We start from the raw sequence: 19,372 nt of genomic DNA, 5'->3' as shown, positions 1-19,372 counted from the left end.
GACATCCTGTCCGCATTTTTGCATGCCAAGCCCGGCGTTCACGGCCAAAGCAGCGGACACCGCAACATGCGAGCATGTCGCGAGATGTCCGCGCTCCCGGCGTATCTTCATCCCTTGGACTTGGCTTCCTTCTCAGCCTTCTTCTTGGCACGATAGGCCTTGGCCCAGCCATCGACTCCGACCTGCCGGCCGCGGGCCACCGCCAGGGCATCGGCTGGCACGTCCCTGGTAATCACCGAGCCGGCGCCGATATTGGCGTTGTCTCCGATCGTCACCGGGGCCACGAGGGCGGAATTGGAACCGACGAACACGCCCGCGCCGATATCGGTGCGATGCTTGAGATAGCCGTCATAATTGCAGGTGATGGTGCCCGCGCCGATATTGGCTTCCGCACCCACCCGGGCATCGCCGATATAGCTGAGATGGCTGATCTTGGCGCCCTTTTCGACGCTGGCCGCCTTGACCTCGACGAAATTGCCGACTTTGACGTCCTCGGCGAGCTTGGCTCCGGGCCGCAGCCGCGCGAAGGGGCCGACTGAGGCGTCGCTGCCGACATGCGCACCTTCCAGATGGGAAAAGGCATGGATCACGGCGCCGCTTTCGATGGTCACGCCCGGGCCGAACCAGCAATTGGGTTCGATCACCACGTCGTTGCCGAGACGGGTGTCATGGGACAGGAAGACGGTCTCGGGCGCGATCATGGTCACGCCTTCGCGCATGGCGACGGTGCGCAGACGCGACTGCATGACGGCCTCCGCCGCTGCCAGCTGCAGGCGATCGTTTACCCCCTGCACTTCTTCCTCGGCAATCGGGCGGGCAACGGCCCGGAACCCTTGCCGATGCGCGATCTCGGCTGCGTCGGTGAGGTAGTATTCGCCCTTGGCATTGTCATTGCCGATGGCTTCGAGCAAGGCAAGGCCGTGCTCGCCGCTGAGGGCCATCAGGCCGCCATTGCAGAAACCGACGGTCTTCTGTTCGGGCGTGGCATCCTTTTCCTCGACGATGGCAGTGAGCGCATCGCCCTCGACGATCAGGCGGCCATAGCCGGTAGGATCGGCGGCATGGAAACCGAGCACGGCCACGCTGGCGCCATCCGCCAAGGCCGCCTTCAGCGTCTCGATCGACTGCGGGCGCACCAGCGGCGTGTCAGCATAGAGGACGATGATATCCTTGCCGTCGGCCAGGGCCTCCTTCGCCGCCAGCACGGCGTGGCCGGTGCCCTTGCGCTCGACCTGGGTGAACACGGCACAGCCCGGCAGTTCCTTCTGCGCGAGCCTGGCGACGTCCTCCCGGCCGGGTCCGACGACGACGGCCGCGTCGGTGATACCGGCCTGCTTCACGCTCGCCAGGACATGGGCCAGCATGGAACGGCCGGCGATGGCGTGCAGCACCTTCGGCAGCGATGATTTCATGCGGGTGCCTTCACCTGCAGCGAGGATGACGGCTAGGGTCGGTCGGGACATGGCATGATCCGTATACGTTGCGATAAGTTTCCTGCGCTCCATAAGACGTTCGGCATCAGTTGATCGAACGACAGTTTCAGTGTCAGAGCGACAGCGTTACGTCATTGATGTCGACACTCCTGTCTCCTCATCATGACGTTTGTGTGATTCTTCGGTCGAATCCTGGGGCTTTATAAAGTTCCAGCCGCCAGTGATCAACGCAGGCCGCGCCAGTCCTCCATGAGAGGATGAGACAATACGAACCTGCTCCGAGAGAGCGGCTGCAGGAAACCTATCGACGTGGATCATGTCAGAAATACAGGCGAAGGGATGGAGCGCGCGCTCAATTCGCCGCCGGCACCGAACAGCTCAAATCACCTTCCGAGCAGTTGAGATAGGTCTTGAAGGTCTTGATGCGATCCTTCGTCAAGCCGTCTCGGCACTGCGTCACCGCCAACGGATAGAGGGTGCCGCCGGTGACCCCGGCGCTCGAGAAATTGCATTCGGCGTCGCGAAAAGCGACCCAGGCTCTTTGCGCCGCCACCAGCAATTTCGTCTTGTCCGCATCGTCGTTCAGGCGTTTCTGGATCTGCTTGTAGAGCGTGTTGAGCTCGCCGTCGGACGCCTTCAACGATTTGCCGGCGCATTGGTTGAGTGCAGCCTCGTCTGGTGCATTGGCGCAGTCCCCGGCCGCAAGGGCCGGTCCTGCCGCGGAGAGGACTGCCAGTCCCATCAAAATGGTTCGTATCAGGCTGGGCAGCCGCATGTCATTCTCCTCGATAGGCATGGCGATCACGAAGGACGGGCAGCCTCTCACAATTTTCAGCTGCGGGCATCGGACTAATACGACGCCCCCATCAACCATCAACAGAAAGGGACTCTTCGCTCCGTCAGCCCAGCGGATTCGAGGGCGATTTGCGCCAATCGGCCGCGGCCAACGCAAAGGTCAGGTTGCATAAAGCGGTTGACACGCTCTCATTTGCTGGCATCTTGTATACCAGAAGACCACAAAGAGGGCGGAACATCCATGGCCAGAATGCGCGCAATCGACGCTGCCGTCAGGGTGCTGGAACGCGAGGGTGTGGTGTGCGCCTTTGGGGTGCCGGGCGCTGCGATCAACCCACTCTATTCGGCCATGAAGGCGCGCGGTTCGATCAACCATTACCTCGCCCGCCATGTCGAGGGCGCCTCCCACATGGCCGAAGGCTATACGCGCGCCAAGGCCGGCAATATCGGCGTGTGCATCGGTACCTCCGGCCCGGCCGGCACCGACATGATCACCGGCCTCTATTCGGCGGCAGCCGACTCCATCCCAATCCTGTGCATCACCGGCCAGGCCCCTCGCGCCCGCCTCTATAAGGAAGACTTCCAGGCCGTCGATATCGAGGCGATTGCCAAGCCCGTCACCAAATGGGCGGTCACCGTGCGCGAGCCGGCTCTGGTGCCGCGCGTGTTCCAGCAGGCCTTCCATCTGATGCGCTCGGGCCGCCCCGGCCCGGTGCTGATCGACCTTCCCGTTGACGTGCAATTGGGCGAGATCGAGTTCGACGACGAGGTCTACGCTCCGCTGCCCGTCTACAAGCCGGAGGCGACGCGGCTTCAGGCCGAGAAGGCCATCGCGCTGCTGCAAGAAGCCGAGCGCCCGCTGATCGTGGCCGGCGGCGGCATCATCAATGCCGATGCCTGTGACAAGCTCGTCGCCTTTGCCGAGTTGACGGGCGTGCCTGTCATCCCGACCCTGATGGGGTGGGGTGCGATCCCCGACGACCATCCCTTGATGGCCGGCATGGTCGGTCTGCAGACCAGCCACCGCTATGGCAACGCCACGCTGCTCGCCTCCGACTTCGTCTTCGGCATCGGCAATCGCTGGGCCAACCGCCACACCGGCTCGGTGGAGGTTTACACCAAGGGCCGTAAATTCGTGCATGTCGACATCGAGCCGACCCAGATCGGCCGGGTCTTCAATCCCGATCTCGGCATCGTCTCCGATGCCGGCGCCGCCCTCGACCTCTTCCTCGAGGTTGCCCGCGACCTCAAGGCGCAGGACCGGCTCAGGGACCGCTCCGAATGGGCCGCCGAATGTCGCGGGCGTAAAAGCAGCCTGCTCCGGCGCAGCCATTTCGACAATGTGCCGCTCAAGCCCCAGCGCGTCTATGAGGAGATGAACACCGCCTTCGGCCGAGACGTCTGCTACGTCTCCACCATCGGCCTGTCACAGATCGCCGGCGCCCAGTTCCTGCGTGTGCACCATCCGCGCCACTGGATCAATTGCGGCCAGGCTGGCCCGCTGGGCTGGACCATTCCCGCCGCCCTCGGCGTGCGCGCGGCCGATCCCGACCGGGAAATCGTGGCCTTGTCCGGCGACTATGACTTCCAGTTCCTGATCGAGGAACTGGCGGTCGGGGCCCAGTTCAAGCTGCCTTATATCCATGTCGTGGTGAACAACGCCTATCTCGGCCTGATCCGCCAGGCCCAGCGCGGCTTCGACATGGATTTTCAGGTCCAGCTTTCCTTCGAGAACATCAACGCGCCGGACCTCGAAAGCTATGGCGTCGATCATGTCGCCGTCGCCGAGGGGCTCGGTTGCAAGGCGATCCGGGTCCGCAGTCCCAACGAGTTCGGGCAGGCTTTTGAAAAGGCCCGCGAATGGATGCGCGACTATCAGGTGCCCGTCGTCGTCGAGTTCATCCTGGAGCGTGTCACCAACATCGCCATGGGCCCGGAGATCGACGCGGTGACCGAGTTCGAGGACATCCTCGACCTGCCCATCCGGTCGGAAGCCGTCGCGGCCGAATGAGGCTCTTTACCCTCCCCTGGAGGGGTCGACCATTCCTCTTGGAATGATCTGGGGTCGACGCGAAGCGTCGGGGTGGGGTGGGAAGTGCTGCCCTAACCAAAACCATTCCAGGGGGAGTTCGGCTCATTCATCAACGGCCGGGCTGCCACCCCACCCCGGCCCTACGGGCCGCCCCTCCCCATCGACGGGAGGGTAAGACACCGGGAACCGCCATGCCTAAATTTGCCGCCAATCTGACCATGCTGTTCAACGAAGTGCCGTTCATGGAGCGCTTCGCGGCAGCCGCCCGCAACGGCTTTGCGGGCGTGGAATATCTGTTCCCCTATCCCTTCCCGGCGGCCGATCTGGCTGCCGCCCTGAAGGAGCACAAGCTCATCCAGGTCCTGCACAATCTGCCAGCCGGCGACTGGGCGGACGGGGAGCGCGGCATCGCCGTGCTGCCCGATCGCAAGGCGGAGTTCCGTGAGGGCGTTGCTGAGGCCATCACCTATGCCAAGGCGCTGGACTGCAAGCTGGTCAACTGCCTGGCCGGCATCGCGCCCGCCTCCGTCGATGCGGGGCAGGCAAGGGCCACCTTCGTCGAAAACATCGGCTATGCCGCAAGCGAGCTCAAGAAGGCCGGCATCCGCCTGGTGATCGAGGCGATCAACACGCGCGACATTCCCGGCTTCTACCTGACCAACACCCGCCAGGCGGCCGAGATCATTGCCGAGACCGGCTCGGACAATGTCGGTCTGCAATACGACATCTACCACATGCAGATCATGGAAGGGGATCTGGCTCGCACCATCGAAAAGCACCTGCCTGAGATCTGGCACGTGCAGCTGGCCGACAATCCCGGCCGCAACGAACCGGGCACCGGCGAGATCAACTACCCCTTCCTCTACCAATGGCTCGACCAGCTCGGCTACGCCGGCTGGATCGGCTGCGAATACAAGCCCAAGGGCGAGACTGAAGCGGGCCTGGGCTGGTTCAAGCAGGCTCGCTGAGCCCGTCCCAGATATTCGCTTCTCCCCTTGTGGGAGAAGGTGCCCCGAAGGGGCGGATGAGGGGGTAACTCCCCAATGTTTTGACTCTATTCAAAGGACCGTCACCATGAATATCGGCTTTGTCGGACTTGGCATCATGGGTTCCCCGATGGCGGGGCACCTGATTGCGGCCGGCCACACCCTCTTCCTCAACACGCTCGGCAATGTGCCCGAGGACCTGATCAAGGCCGGCGGCAAGGCCGAGCCGAGCGCCGCCGATGTCGCCCGCAAGGCCGACATCATCATCACCATGGTGCCCGACACCCCGGACGTGGAGACCGTGCTGTTCGGCAAGGGCGGCGTCGCCGAAGGCCTCTCCGCCGGCAAGCTCGTCATCGACATGAGCTCGATCTCCCCGGTGGAGACCAAGAAGTTCGCCAAGCGCATCAACGAGCTCGGCGTCGACTATCTCGACGCGCCGGTCTCGGGCGGCGAGGTCGGCGCCAAGGCCGCCTCCCTCACCATCATGGTCGGCGGCCCGGAAGCCGCCTTCGAGCGCGCCAGGCCGCTGTTCGAGAAGATGGGCAAGAACATCACTTTGGTCGGCGGCAATGGCGATGGCCAGACCACCAAGGTCGCCAACCAGATCATCGTCGCCCTTAATATCGAGGCCGTCGGCGAGGCCCTGCTGTTCGCTTCGCGCGCCGGTGCCGACCCGGCCAAGGTGCGCCAGGCCCTGATGGGCGGCTTTGCCGCCTCGCGTATCCTGGAAGTGCATGGCGAGCGCATGGTCAAGCGCACTTTCGATCCGGGCTTCCGCATCGCCCTGCACCAGAAGGATCTCAATCTCGCTTTGACCACGGCCCGCCAGCTCGGTCTTTCCCTGCCCAACACCGCCACCGCCCAGGAACTGTTCAATGCCTGCGTCTCGCATGGCGGCGCGGCCTGGGACCATTCCGCCATGGTGCGGGCCCTCGAACTCATGGCCAACCACGCCGTCACCACCACGACCAACTGAAACTGAAGACCCGCAAGGCGGGCGGCAACTCTTTGTTTTTGCGCATTTTTTTAATCGAAAAGTCTATCAACTTTTCTGAAAAATACTCTAGGGGAGCGACATCATGAAGATCTGCATCTACGGCGCCGGCGCGATCGGCGGCTACATGGCAGTGATGCTGCAGCAGGCGGGTGCCGAAGTCTCGGTCATCGCACGCGGAGACCACCTCAAGGCCATGCAGGCCCGCGGCCTCAAACTGCTCGTCGACGGGCAGGAACTGACGGCTTCGCCCACGGCCACGCAGAACCCGGCCGATCTCGGACCGCAGGATTATGTGATCGTCGCCCTCAAGGCGCACCAGGCCTGGGAATCGGCTGAAGCACTCAAGCCGCTGCTCGGCCGCGACACCGCCGTCGTCACCGCCCAGAACGGCGTGCCCTGGTGGTATTTCTACGGCCTGCCCGCGCCTCATGGCGACACCCGCCTCGCCAGCGTCGATCCGGGTAACCGGCAGTGGCAGGCCATCGGCCCCGAGCGGGTGATCGGCTGCACGGTCTATCCGGCCACCGAGATCACCGAGCCCGGCGTGGTCAAGCACATCTACGGCAACCAGTTCGGCCTTGGCGAGCCCAACCGCACGGAGAGCCTGCGCGTGGCCAGGCTCGCCGAAGCGATGACGGCCGGCGGCCTGAAGCCCCGGCTCTACGAGGATATCCGCGACGACATCTGGCTGAAGCTCTGGGGCAATCTGTGCTTCAACCCGATCTCCGCCCTCACCCATGCCACGCTCGACGTGATCGCGACCGAGCCGGGCACGCGGGCGCTGGCGCGCGCCATGATGGTGGAGGCCGAGCAGATAGGGCTCAAATTCGGTGCACGCTTCCGGGTCGGCGTCGACCGGCGCATCGACGGGGCGGCAGGGGTCGGCGCCCACCGCACCTCGATGCTGCAAGATCTCGACAAGGGCCGGGCGCTGGAGATCGACGCCCTGCTCACTTCGGTGCAGGAAATGGGGCGCATCGCCGGGATCGCGACGCCGCATATCGATGCCGTGCTCGCTCTGGTGCAGCAGATGGCTCGGGTCAGGGGCCTCTACCCCACCTTCCCGCAAGAGGTGGCGCCGGCTCCGCTGCGCGCCGTCGGCCAAGCCTGACCGGGCACGACGAACATTGTCGAAAGGCGGCGACGATCTCGCCGTCTTTCGAAAATCCCTCATGCCATCACAGAGAGGCAAGACCGCCATGTCGCAATGGATCCGTTTCGAGGAAGACGGGCAGGCCCAGTTCGGTACGCTCGAAGGCGATGCCATCCATGTCCATCGCGGCGACATGTTCGGCATCGCCGCCGCCACCGGCCGTACGCTGCCTTTGGCGAAGGCCAGGATCCTTGCACCGACGGTGCCTAGCAAGATCATCGCGCTCTGGAACAATTTCCACCAGCTCGCCGCCAAGCTGAATGTCGCCGTGCCGCCGGAGCCGCTCTATCTGCTCAAGGCGCCCACCAGCGTCACCGCCCCGGGCGCGACCGTGGCAAGGCCTTCTTCCTATGATGGCCGGGTCGTCTATGAGGGTGAGCTCGGCATCGTCATCGGCAAGCCTTGCAGCAACGCCTCTGAGGAGGAAGCAGCGGACGCCATCTTCGGCTATACCTGCGTCAACGACATCACCGCCGGCGACATCATCACGCGGGACTCGACCTTCGCCCAATGGGTTCGCGCCAAGAGCTTCGACGGCTTCGGGCCGTTCGGTCCGGTGATCGCCACCGACATCGATCCCGCCACCCTGGTGGTGCGGACGCTGCTCAACGGCGACGAGCGCCAGAACTACCCGATCGCCGACATGGTCTTCCCGCCGGCCAGGCTGGTCAGCCTGATTTCCAGGGACATGACCCTCTTGCCGGGCGACCTGATCTGCTGCGGCACCTCGCTCGGCGTCGGCGCCATGAAGGAAGCGCAGAACGATGTCCGCGTCAGCATCGAAGGCATTGGCTGCCTGGAGAACCGCTTCGTGCAGTAAGCAACGAAGAAGCCGGGTGTGCCGGCATCTTGCCCAACCCAAGCAAATACCGACAGAAAGAAAGAGCGAGAAAGATACCCGTAGACGCGAACCTAAGCAGGAAGAACGCCAGTTCTTTACCCTCCCCTGGAGGGGGAGGGTCGACGCGAAGCGTCGGGGTGGGGTGAAATTGCATAGGTCGTGAAGAGGATAATCGCAATTTCTTACAAAGGAGTCACCCCACCCGGGGCTTCGCCCGACCCTCCCCCTCCAGGGGAGGGTAAAGAACCAGCGCCTTCTCGGCTTAAGTTGTCGCCTTTGGGCATCCTGCCCGCGCACGCGGCGAAATTGCTTTCAAGCCGCTTTCGCCTTCGCGGCGAGCGCCCGGCCAATCGTAGCGCCGACCAGATGCGGGCTTGACGGAACGGTAATACCGGCCTTCTCGAAGGCGGCGATCTTGGCGTCGGCCCGGTCACGGCCATGCATGGTCAGGGCACCGGCATGGCCCATGCGTCGCTCGGCCGGGGCATGCAGCCCGACGACTAGGCCGACGATCGGCATGGCCGGCCTGACAGAGGCGACATAATCGGCTGCTTCTTGTTCTTCCTCGCCGCCGATCTCGCCGATCAGCACGACGCCCTCGGTCTTGGCATCGGCAAGGAACAGTTCGAGGCAATCGCGCATCGACAGGCCATGCACGGGGTCGCCGCCGACCCCGACGGTGGTCGACTGCCCGAGACCCGCGGCGGAGATCTGGGCGATCACCTCGCTGGTCAGGGAGGCCGAGCGCGAGATGATGCCGACGCTGCCCGGGCGCTCGCTGCCGGTTGCCATCACGCCCATCTTGCATAGGCCCGGTGACAGGATCCCCTGCGAATTGGGGCCGATCAGCCTAGTCTTCGATCCGGCGAGCGCATGGCGCACCCTGATCATGTCGAGTACAGGCACACGTTCGGTGATGGCCACGACCAGCGCGATCTCGGCCTCGACAGCCTCGATGATGGCGGCACTTGCCCGGGCCGGCGGCACGAAGACCATGCTGGCATTGGCGCCGGTCTCCCTCGCGGCTTCGGCGACGCTATCGAACACCGGCGCGCCGAGATGGGATTGCCCGCCCTTGGCGGGCGTGACGCCGGCCACGACCTTGGTACCATACTCGATCATCGCAGCAGTATGATGGGTTCCCGCCCAGCCGGTCATGCCCTGGCAGACGACGCGGGTTTCATTGTCGATGAGGATAGCCATTTCGCCCTCCCGTGCGCACCAACGGCGCTATCGCGTTATTTTGGATTTATCAGTCTAAAACTGCAGCAAAATCGCCGTCAGCGTGCGGCGGCGACGGCCTTCGCGGCTGCCGTCCACATGTCCGGGCATTCGATGACGCGGCAGCCGAAATTGGCGAAACGCGAGCGGGCATAATCGGCATTGTTGCCGGCAAGCCTGGTCACCACCGGCAGCGTGCGCCCGGCCCGGCGCATGGCGATGCCGAGACCTTCGGCAACCGTGTCGCAGGACTGCATGCCGCCGCCATGCACATTGATGAGCAGTGCGCGCACCTGGGGATTGTCGAGCAGCAGGCCGAAGCCATGCGCGATGTCGAGGCTGGTTGCCGTGGTGCGGATATCCATGAAATTGGCCGGCGCACCGCCAGCGGCGTGGACGAGGTCGACCGTGGCAAGCCCGAGCCCGGCACCATTGGCCGCGATGCCAACGGTGCCGTCCATGCGGACATAGTTGAGCTGGCGCTGGCGGGCCTTGACCTCGTATTCGTCGCCATCTTCCTCGCGCAGCTCCGCCAGGGAAGCCTGGCGGAACAGGGCATGGTCATCGATGATCATCTTGACGTCGAGCGCCAGCAGCCTGTCGTCGGCGGTCAGGACCAGCGGGTTGATCTCGATCAGGCTGGCGTCGAGTTCCAGGAAAGCGCGTCGCAGGCCATCGGCAAGATTGGCGAAAGCTTCAGCCGGCGTCCCGACCAGGCCCAGGCGTGCCGCGAGGGTACGCAGTTCCTCGATCCTGACTTGGCTTCCATCCCCGAATGGCAGGCGCTCCAGGCCATCTTCTCCGGCCAGGACACGATCCTCGATGTCGTCACCGCCGGCGCCACTCGCGGCAAGGACAAGGGTGCCGCTGGCGGCATGCACGCTGAGCGACAGATAGAAGCTGCGGATGTGGTCGACGGCCGCCTCTACCAGTACGCGTTCGACCACGCGCCCATGCGCGCCACTCTGCTCGGTGACCAGACGCCGGCCTAGCAGCGCTTTGGCCGCCTCCTCCGCCGCCTCGGGAGAGGAAACGATAGGGACGCCCCCGGCCCGGCCACGGCCACCCGCATGGATCTGCGCCTTCACGGCGAAACGGGAACCACCGAGGCGACGTGCCACCTGCCCGGCCTCGCCGGCCGTGATGGCGACGGCACCCTGCGGCGCCTCGACGCCATAGGATGCCAGGATCTGCTTGGACTGGAATTCGTGCAGTTTCATCATTCCCTCCCATGCATGGATATCGCTCTTATCTGGTATAACGTATACCAGATACCAAAAACTGTCAAAGCGGAAAGTCTGGGAGCGCGAATGGAGTACCGCCCTGGCGTGCCGGTCCTCAGACCGGCACGGAAATGCCATGCTTGCCTGCAAAGGCACGGGCCGGTCTGGAGGTAGCCCCACCAACACAAAAAAGGGCGGGCACCACCACGGCACCCGCCCCATCATCTCAGCGGGACAACCTCACTCCGCCGCCATGGCCACGGGATTGCCAAGCGCACCGCTTCCGGCGATCTCGTCGATCCGGTGCTGATCGAAGCCGAGGACGTCGCGCAGCACCTCCTGTGTATGTTCGCCTAGCAGCGGCGAGCGCTCGACCACGGTGGGGCTGTCGGAAAGCTTGATCGGATTGCCGACCGAGAGGTAAGGCCCGCGTTCGGGATGGTCGACCTCGACGACGGTCCCCGTCACCCTGAGCGAGGGCTCATTGGCGATCTCGCGCATTGACAGGATCGGTCCGCACGGGATGTCGTATTTGTTGAGGATATCCATCGCCTCGAACTTGTCCTTGGTCTCCGTCCATTTCTCGATGGTGTCGAAGATGGAACGGAGCCGCGGCAAGCGCGCTTCCGGCGTGGCATAATCGGGATCGGTGATCCACTCTTCCTTGCCGATCACCTTGCAGATGGCGCCCCAGACCGGCGCCTGGGTGATGAAGTAGATATAGGCGTTGGGATCGCTCTCCCAGCCCTTGCATTTGAGGATCCAGCCGGGCTGGCCGCCACCCGAGGCATTGCCGGCGCGCGGCACGGCATCGCCGAATTTGCCATTGGGATATTGCGGATATTCCTTCATGGGCCCGCGTTCGATGCGCTGCTGGTCGCGCAGCTTCACCCGGCACAGATTGAGCACGCCGTCCTGCATGGCGGCATCCACGCGCTGGCCGCGCCCCGAATGGGTGCGGTGGTAGAGCGCGGTGACGATGCCGAGCGCCAGATGCAGGCCCGTGCCTGAGTCGCCGATCTGGGCCCCCGTCACCAGAGGCGGGCCGTCATCGAAGCCGGTGGTCGAGGCCGCGCCGCCGGCGCATTGGGCGACGTTCTCATAGACCTTGCAGTCCTGGTAGGGACCGGGGCCGAAGCCCTTGATCGAGGCCACGATCATGCGGGGGTTGAGTTCCTGGATGCGGGCCCAGGAAAAGCCCATGCGGTCGAGCACACCGGGGGCGAAATTCTCCACCAGCACGTCGCAGCTCCTGACGAGTTCCTCGAGCACCGCCTTGCCGGCCTTGTTCTTGGTGTCCAGCGTGATCGAGCGCTTGTTGTGGTTGAGCATGGTGAAATAGAGGCTGTCGACATTGGGAATGTCGCGCAGCTGCGTGCGGGTGATGTCCCCCACGCCGGGCTTTTCGACCTTGATCACGTCGGCACCGAACCAAGCCAGCAACTGGGTGCAGGTCGGGCCGGACTGGACATGTGTGAAATCGAGGATGCGCACGCCTTCGAGTGCTTGTCCCATGGTTCCCTCCTCGGAAATATCATCTGTTATGGCGAGGGAGCGGGATGGCCGGCCTTGCGCAAGGCCGGCCATCCCGCGGTCTCACTTGTACATGGTCTGGTTCTTGGTGCCCGGCGCGTATTCGTTCGGATCGACCCAGATGTTCACCAGTGCCGAGCGTCCCGTCTTGGCCATGGCATCCCGGGCCCGTCGCAGCGCCGCCTGGATCTCGGCGGGGTCGCGGACTTCCTCGCCGTGATTGCCGAGCATCTGGGCAAATTTCGAGAAGGCCACGTCGCCGAGCTTGTTGCCGACATTGCCGCGTTCCTCGCCATATTTGGCAACCTGGCCATAGCGGATCTGGTTCATCGAGGAGTTGTTGCCGATGACGGCCAGATAGGGCGCCCCGAAGCGATCTGCGGTTTCCATGTCGAAGCCGGTCATGCCGAAGGAGCCGTCGCCGTAATAGCACAGCACCTCCTTGTTGGGATTGGCGAGCTTGGCCGCCAGGGCAAAACCGGTACCGACGCCGAGCGAACCGAGCGCGCCCGGATCCATCCACTGGCCCGGTCCGCGTGGACGCACGGCCTGGGCCGAGATCGTCACCACGTCGCCGCCATCGCCGATATAGATGGTGTCCTCGCCGAGGAACTCGTTGAGCTCATAGGCGACGCGATAGGGATGGATCGGCGTCTGGTTGGAGAGGAACAGAGGCATCAGCTTCTCGGTCGCCACCGCTTCGGCGTCCTGAAGCATCTGCATCCATTGCTGGCGCAGCTGGCGCTTGCCCTTGTCCATGCGCCCGGAAGCCGCCTGCAGCACGGCGCCGAGGATCGCACCAGGGTCGCCGACCAGGCCGAGATCGATGTCGCGGTTCTTGCCGACGGTGCGGTAATCCATGTCGATCTGGATGAGCTTCAAGTCCTTGCTGATGCGCTTGCCATAGCCCATGCGGAAATCGAAGGGCGTGCCGACGATGACGAGCACATCGGCCTTGGCGAAGGCGAGCGAGCGCGTGCGGTCGAAATGGTGGGGATCGCCGGGGGGCAGCAGGCCGCGGCTGGCGCCGTTGAAATAGCCGGGAATGTCGAGCCCGCGTAAGAGCGCAATGGCCTCATCCTGCCCGCGGCCGGTCCAGACCTGCTGGCCATAGAGGATGGCGGGGCGCTCGGCGCCAACCAGGATATCGGCGAGTTTTTCGATATCGGCGGGATCACCGATCGACTTGGTCGAGGCGCGATAGCTGCCGGAGGCCGGCAGGACCGCGCGGTCGAGGGAGACTTCCCGGTCGAGCACGTCACGCGGGATCTCGAGATAAGACGGGCCATAGGCACCGGCGAAACATTCGCGCGCCGCCATCGAGATCATGTCCGCCACGCGTTCGGTGGAGGAGACCGTCGCGGCGAATTTGGTGATCGGCTTCATCATGTCGACATGCGGCAGATCCTGCAGCGACCCCATCTTGTGCTGGGTCAACGCACCCTGCCCGCCAATATGCAGAACCGGGCTTTCCGAACGGAAGGCGGTGGCGATGCCGGTCATCGCATTGGTGCAGCCTGGACCGGCCGTGGTGACGACGCAGCCGAGCTTGCCGGTCTGGCGCGCATAGCCATCGGCGGCATGGGCGGCAACCTGTTCGTGACGCACGTCGACGATGCGGATGCCTTCGTCAAGACAGCCGTCATAAATGTCGATAATATGCCCCCCGCACAGGGTGAAGATCGTATCGACGCCCTCGGCCTTGAGCGCTTTGGCGACGAGATGTCCGCCGGAGACAATACTGCCGTCGCGGGCTTTTTGCTTGAGCGTATCTTCGGCCGTCGTGGTCACGGGCTTTTGCAGTGCTGTAACCGTTGCCATTGGGGCAATTCCTCCCGTTGTTCTTCGCAACGATATGCCGCTGAAAGCATCGGCCGGCTTGTTGCCCATCGCATAGGAATGGACGGGATCAACTGTGCCGATATCGCCTTCTACTTGGCGGAGTGACGCCATGGCATGCCGTATGTCTCGACATTGGCATGCCAGATACCAGAGTGTCAATCCGAATTTTCCGGCCTGCGTGGCGGCTGGCATCTACCTCTTCCACTGCCATGAGGAAAGATGAATTCTCTTTTATTTCAAGGGTTTGACATTCAACTCCAAGCGAAAATCGCGTGGAGTTACGGCAGCAGGGAAGCACGATTTTGCCGGCTTGAAAGACCGTCTCTGCAGCCAAGCTCGCGTCATGATGGTGTGCGCAAATTCATGCCGCGATGCAGTAAAGCTTATAAGAAAGCCTCGAATTTTCGTGTTTAGTATGGAGCTACCCCTAAACCAGTTTCAGCCTATGTCGCCCCGCCCAACAGGGACACTGACGGCCTGGAGGTAAGTGGCGGTTGTTTACTTCGCATTGCAAAGAGCGCATGACTGCAATGCAATATCGGCGCTTTCCATCTGGGCTCTGGCATGCCAGATTCGCAGCAACAAAAGATCTTTCCTCGAATCCCAACGCGGAGAACGACCATGACCACTTCTGCTCTGTCCCGTAGCCCCGCCGCCCGTCCGCTGTCGGCCCGTATCTGGACTGCCTTCTCGGGCTTCCTGATGAAGATGGCCCAGGCCGATATCCGCGCCGGCTCCCGCGAACCCTTCGGCCTCTAAATACTCTGGATCGTCGCTGCCGTGCCTCGCCAATGGCCTGGCACGATGGTCCCGGAGACCGCGCTGGTGAAAACGATTCGACTGGGATCGCTGGCGGGTCACTCGATTGACAGGCCCTCTCTCCAATTGTCGAAAGCGTGGGCCGGGTGGACGCGATCACGCCCCTTCGGCGCAGCCAGACGCATTATCTGGAGAGCAAATCCGAATCTGGCATGCCAGAAGATTATATCTAAGAATCGACTATTCCTACCTTATTTACGACGTGGGGCAGCGTTGCGACTGCTTCCCTGCAACTTTTTTTGATCTATTCGCAACTGCGCCGGCCATCGAAGTACGCGGAACGAAGATCTCAGTTCTTTCCGTAACTTGATGCCGATCGTCTTTCCTGCTCATCCGTGCTGAAGCCCCCTGGAAGACGTCTCTTCCGGGGCCGTTCGGCATGCGTCGATTAAAAACGACGCTTGCCAACTGGCATGCAAGATACCAATATGCCCTCACAACCTGCTTAATGGAGCCTGAGCTCCGTCCAACCTCCAACAAAAACCAAGGGGGACTGCAATGGTAGGGTCGCAAGGAGAGGAAAGCCTGCCGAAGGTATCCAATGCCTTCCGCTGGACACAGCTTGCAATCGGCGTCGTCTGCATGGTGATGATCGCCAACCTTCAATATGGCTGGACATTCTTCGTTCCCGACATCCAGAAAACGTTCGGCTGGGACAGGGCCGCGATACAATGGGCGTTCACCTTGTTCGTCCTGTTCGAAACCTGGCTCGTGCCGGTCGAAGGCTGGTTCGTCGACAAATACGGGCCGAAACTCGTGGTGGTCTTCGGCGGCGCGCTCTGCGCCATCGGCTGGGTGATCAATTCCTACGCCACCTCGCTTTCTCTATTCTATCTCGGGCAGATCATTGCCGGTATCGGCGCCGGCGCCGTCTACGGTACCTGCGTAGGTAATGCGCTGAAATGGTTCCCGGACAAGCGCGGCCTGGCGGCCGGCATCACCGCAGCCGGCTTCGGCGCCGGCTCGGCCCTGACCGTGGCCCCCATCCAGGCCATGATCGCCAATGACGGGTTCCAGGCTGCCTTCTTCTGGTTCGGCCTCGGCCAAGGCATCATCGTCATCATCTTCGCGCTATTCATGCACACGCCTCGCAGCGGCCAGGTGCCAGCTCCGGTGCAGAACAAGAACATCGTGCAGACCCGCCGCAATTTCGCACCGACCGAGGTACTGCGCCAGCCAATTTTCTGGCTGATGTACTTCATGTTCGTGATCGTCGGGGCCGGTGGCCTGATGGTAACCGCCAACCTCAAGCCCATCGGTGCCGATCTCAAGCTCGACGGCATCCCGGTCTCGCTGTTCGGCCTGACCATGACAGCCGTAACCTTCGCCGCGACGCTCGATCGTATCCTCAATGGCCTCACCCGTCCCTTCTTCGGCTGGGTGTCGGACAAGATCGGCCGCGAGAATACCATGTTCATCGCCTTTGCGATGGAAGGGGTCGGCATCTACCTGCTGTACAAATTCGGCCATGACCCGGTCTGGTTCGTGCTGCTCAGCGGCTTCGTGTTCTTCGCCTGGGGCGAGATCTACTCTCTCTTCCCCTCGACCTGCACGGATACGTTCGGCTCCAAATATGCGGCCACCAATGCCGGGCTGCTCTACACGGCCAAGGGAACGGCCGCCTTGCTCGTCCCCTTCGCCAACGTCCTGCAGCAGCAGACCGGTAGCTGGGACCTGGTGTTCCTCATCGCAGCCGGTGCCAACATCCTGGCTGCTGTCCTCGCCATCGGGGTGCTCAAGCCCTGGCGGGCGGGCGTGGTGCGCAAGCACGAATTGCAACAGCCGGCGAGCACCGCAGCCGCATAACCCTCGCGTGGCGGGCATCAACAGCCACGTCCGATCAGCAAAAGCCGGTGCCGCCGACAGGCACCGGCCGGGATTATCGAACCCGATCCAGGCTGCATTCTTCGTCACGATCGCGACACGATGCTCCAGCGGCGTTGAGGCCCTGGATCCTCCGACATGCGGCCAAGAACCGAATACGGTTCTTCGCACTCAAGCACTTGCCGCCGCCAGATTTGTCGGGATTCGCAAAGACAAGCCTAAACAAAGAGTTCGAGCAAAAGTGCGTTTCCTTCAAAGCCTGCTTTAGGCCTCGCACGACAGCCAAGACCGGGCTTGACAAACTCAAATTCTGGCATACCAGATACCAAAAATTCGAATTCTCGCCGATAGGACGACGCTTCGAACCGGCAACGACCAGGGAGAAACCCCCATGAACATCCAGGCGAAACCCGCGCATTCCATCCAGGCCGATGTCCGGGCCGTTCTCGATGCCGTCAAGGCATCCGGCCGCACCAGCCTCACCGCACCAGAAGGCAAGCTCGTCTGCGACGCCTACGGCATTCCCGTGCCGCAGGAGGGGCTGGCGCGTTCCGGCGCCGAGGCCGCCAAGCTCGCAGGCGACATGGGCTTTCCGGTCGTCATGAAGATCGTCTCGCCGGACATCCTGCACAAGACCGAAGCCGGCGGCGTGATCGTCGGGGTGGCCTCCGCGGCCGAAGCCGAAGCCGCCCACGACAAGATCCTCGCCAATGCCAAGGCCTACAAGGCCGATGCCCGTATCGAAGGTATCCAAGTCCAGCAGATGCTGAAGGGCGGCCAGGAAGTCATCATCGGCGCCGTGACCGACGACAGCTTCGGCAAGCTCGTCGCCTTCGGCCTCGGCGGCGTGCTGGTGGAGGTGCTGAAAGACATCACCTTCCGCCTGGCGCCTATCGACCGTGACGAGGCTCTGTCCATGCTCGACGGCATCCAGGCTGCCGAGATGCTCAAGGGCGTGCGCGGCGGCGATCCGGTCAATCGCGATGCGCTCGCCGACACGCTGGCGAGGGTTTCGCAGCTCGTCACCGATTTTCCAGAGATCACCGAGCTCGATCTCAATCCGGTCTTCGCCACCAAGGATGGTGCCGTTGCGGCTGACGTCCGCATCGTGGTGGACTTCGAGGTCAGGCCATCCCGCCCCCGGCCCTCGCAGGAGGCCATCGTTACCGCGATGAACCGCATCATGCGCCCCGAGGCCGTGGCCGTGATCGGCGCCTCCTCCGAGGATGGCAAGATCGGCAATTCGGTGATGAAGAACCTGATCAATGGTGGCTACAAGGGCCAGATCTATCCGATCCACCCCAAGGCCGACGAGATCCTGGGCTACAAGGCCTATAAGAGCGTCAAGGATGTGCCCGGCACCATCGATACGGCCGTCTTCGCCATTCCCGCGAAATTCGTGGCGGGCGCCCTGATCGAATGCGGCGAGAAGGCCATCCCGGGCGCCGTACTCATTCCCTCGGGCTTTGCCGAAACCGGCAATGAGGAGGGCCAGCGCGAGATCCAGGAGATCGGGCGCAAATACAATATCCGCCTGATGGGACCGAACATCTATGGCTTCTACTATACTCCATCCAATCTCTGCGCGACCTTCTGCACCGCCTATGACGTGAAGGGCTCGGCCGCCCTGTCCTCCCAGTCGGGCGGCATCGGCATGGCCATCATCGGCTTCTCCCGCTCGGCCAAGATGGGTGTTTCGGCCATCGTCGGCCTCGGCAACAAATCCGACATCGACGAGGACGACCTGCTCACCTTCTTCGAGCAGGACGACAACACCAAGATCATCGCCCAGCATTGCGAGGACCTGAAGGACGGCCGCGCCTTCGCCGAAGTCGCCAAGCGCGTCTCCAAGAAGAAACCGGTGATCGTGCTCAAGGCCGGCCGCACCTCGGCCGGCGCAAAGGCGGCGAGCTCCCACACCGGCGCGCTTGCCGGCAATGACCGCATCTATGAAGACGTCTTCAAGCAGGTCGGTGTCATCCGCGCCCGTTCGCTGCGACAATTGCTGGAATTCGCCCGCGGCGTGCCGATCATGCCAACGCCCAAGGGCGAAAACGTGGTCATCATCACCGGCGCCGGCGGCTCGGGCGTGCTGCTCTCCGATGCCTGCGTCGACAACGGCCTGTCGCTGATGTCGATGCCCGATGATCTCGACGCGGCCTTCCGCAAATTCATCCCGCCCTTCGGCGCAGCCGGCAATCCGGTCGACATCACCGGCGGGGAACCGCCCTCGACCTACAAGAACACCATCAAGCTCGGCCTGGAAGACGACCGCATCCACTCGATCATCCTGGGCTATTGGCACACCATCATCACGCCGCCGATGACCTTCGCCAAGCTGGTGATCGAGGCCAAGGAAGAGATGAAGACTCGCGGCATCGAAAAGCCGATCGTTGCTTCCCTCGCCGGCGACGTACAGGTCGAGGAAGCTTCCGAATATCTCTATGCCCATGGCGTGCCAGCCTATGCCTATTCCACCGAGCTGCCGGTGGAAGTGCTCGGCGCCAAATATAAATGGGCTCGCGGGGCTGGGTTGCTCTGAGGCCAGGCTTGCTGATGACGTCGACGCACCGCGCCGGCGTCGTTCACCCCCTCTTCCCTCAATCGAACAGCCCATCCAGCCTGTGCTCCCTCATCGGGATCGCGGGAATGGCGGAACTATGCCTCATG

Annotated in this window: 14 protein-coding genes; 8 read left to right on the top strand and 6 right to left on the bottom strand. The window is 63.1% G+C overall.

Annotated features, from left to right (window positions below; genetic code table 11):
* Positions 1–107: 107 nt before the first annotated feature.
* Both glmU and ACN6KF_RS01905 read right to left on the bottom strand, forming a co-directional pair.
* Entirely contained in the window at positions 108–1,463 is a 1,356-nt protein-coding gene (gene glmU / locus ACN6KF_RS01910) for a bifunctional UDP-N-acetylglucosamine diphosphorylase/glucosamine-1-phosphate N-acetyltransferase GlmU (protein ID WP_434955204.1), read from the bottom strand.
* Positions 1,464–1,785: 322 nt separating this feature from the next.
* On the bottom strand, positions 1,786–2,208 hold the full coding sequence (locus tag ACN6KF_RS01905; RefSeq protein WP_434955203.1) for a lysozyme inhibitor LprI family protein: 423 nt from the start codon (positions 2,206–2,208) through the stop codon (positions 1,786–1,788).
* Positions 2,209–2,469: 261 nt separating this feature from the next.
* On the opposite strand from ACN6KF_RS01905, the gene gcl reads away from it, so the two are divergent.
* From gcl to ACN6KF_RS01880, 5 genes are all read left to right on the top strand, one after another.
* A complete protein-coding gene (gcl, locus tag ACN6KF_RS01900; protein ID WP_434955202.1) occupies positions 2,470–4,239 on the top strand; it encodes a glyoxylate carboligase in 1,770 nt (589 codons plus the stop codon).
* A gap of 212 nt (positions 4,240–4,451) precedes the next feature.
* Complete coding sequence (hyi, locus tag ACN6KF_RS01895) at positions 4,452–5,228, top strand: hydroxypyruvate isomerase (RefSeq protein WP_434955201.1); 777 nt, start codon at positions 4,452–4,454, stop codon at positions 5,226–5,228.
* A 106-nt stretch (positions 5,229–5,334) separates the two neighbouring features.
* On the top strand, positions 5,335–6,225 hold the full coding sequence (gene glxR, locus ACN6KF_RS01890; protein ID WP_434955200.1) for a 2-hydroxy-3-oxopropionate reductase: 891 nt from the start codon (positions 5,335–5,337) through the stop codon (positions 6,223–6,225).
* Positions 6,226–6,328: 103 nt separating this feature from the next.
* Entirely contained in the window at positions 6,329–7,357 is a 1,029-nt protein-coding gene (locus ACN6KF_RS01885) for a 2-dehydropantoate 2-reductase (protein WP_434955199.1), read from the top strand.
* Positions 7,358–7,445: 88 nt separating this feature from the next.
* Positions 7,446–8,219 carry a fumarylacetoacetate hydrolase family protein gene (locus ACN6KF_RS01880; RefSeq protein WP_434959591.1) on the top strand — a complete coding sequence of 258 codons (774 nt, stop codon included), beginning with the start codon at positions 7,446–7,448 and terminating at the stop codon, positions 8,217–8,219.
* Positions 8,220–8,552: 333 nt separating this feature from the next.
* On the opposite strand, the gene sucD is transcribed toward ACN6KF_RS01880, so the two are convergent.
* The 4 genes from sucD to ACN6KF_RS01860 form a co-directional block, all read right to left on the bottom strand.
* Positions 8,553–9,443: a succinate--CoA ligase subunit alpha gene (gene sucD / locus ACN6KF_RS01875; RefSeq protein ID WP_434955198.1), complete on the bottom strand. Its 891-nt coding sequence runs from the start codon at positions 9,441–9,443 to the stop codon at positions 8,553–8,555.
* Between the two features lie 77 nt (positions 9,444–9,520).
* Positions 9,521–10,684: an ADP-forming succinate--CoA ligase subunit beta gene (gene sucC, locus ACN6KF_RS01870; protein WP_434955197.1), complete on the bottom strand. Its 1,164-nt coding sequence runs from the start codon at positions 10,682–10,684 to the stop codon at positions 9,521–9,523.
* A gap of 240 nt (positions 10,685–10,924) precedes the next feature.
* A complete protein-coding gene (gene frc / locus ACN6KF_RS01865; protein WP_434955196.1) occupies positions 10,925–12,199 on the bottom strand; it encodes a formyl-CoA transferase in 1,275 nt (424 codons plus the stop codon).
* An 81-nt stretch (positions 12,200–12,280) separates the two neighbouring features.
* Positions 12,281–14,038 (bottom strand): thiamine pyrophosphate-binding protein, encoded by a 1,758-nt coding sequence (locus ACN6KF_RS01860; RefSeq protein ID WP_434955195.1) that lies wholly within the window; start codon positions 14,036–14,038, stop codon positions 12,281–12,283.
* A gap of 642 nt (positions 14,039–14,680) precedes the next feature.
* On the opposite strand from ACN6KF_RS01860, the gene ACN6KF_RS01855 reads away from it, so the two are divergent.
* The 3 genes from ACN6KF_RS01855 (at position 14,681) to ACN6KF_RS01845 (ending at position 19,244) form a co-directional block, all read left to right on the top strand.
* Positions 14,681–14,818, top strand: a complete 138-nt coding sequence (locus ACN6KF_RS01855; protein ID WP_434955194.1) for a hypothetical protein — start codon at positions 14,681–14,683, stop codon at positions 14,816–14,818.
* Between the two features lie 558 nt (positions 14,819–15,376).
* Positions 15,377–16,684, top strand: a complete 1,308-nt coding sequence (gene oxlT / locus ACN6KF_RS01850) for an oxalate/formate MFS antiporter (protein ID WP_434955193.1) — start codon at positions 15,377–15,379, stop codon at positions 16,682–16,684.
* A 409-nt stretch (positions 16,685–17,093) separates the two neighbouring features.
* Positions 17,094–19,244, top strand: coding sequence for an acetate--CoA ligase family protein (locus ACN6KF_RS01845; RefSeq protein WP_434955192.1), 2,151 nt, complete (start codon positions 17,094–17,096; stop codon positions 19,242–19,244).
* Positions 19,245–19,372 lie beyond the last annotated feature (128 nt).

Source organism: Labrys methylaminiphilus subsp. lupini, assembly GCF_051161885.1.
Taxonomy (GTDB): Bacteria; Pseudomonadota; Alphaproteobacteria; order Rhizobiales; family Labraceae; genus Labrys.
This window is presented reverse-complemented; position numbering and strand designations above follow the sequence as displayed.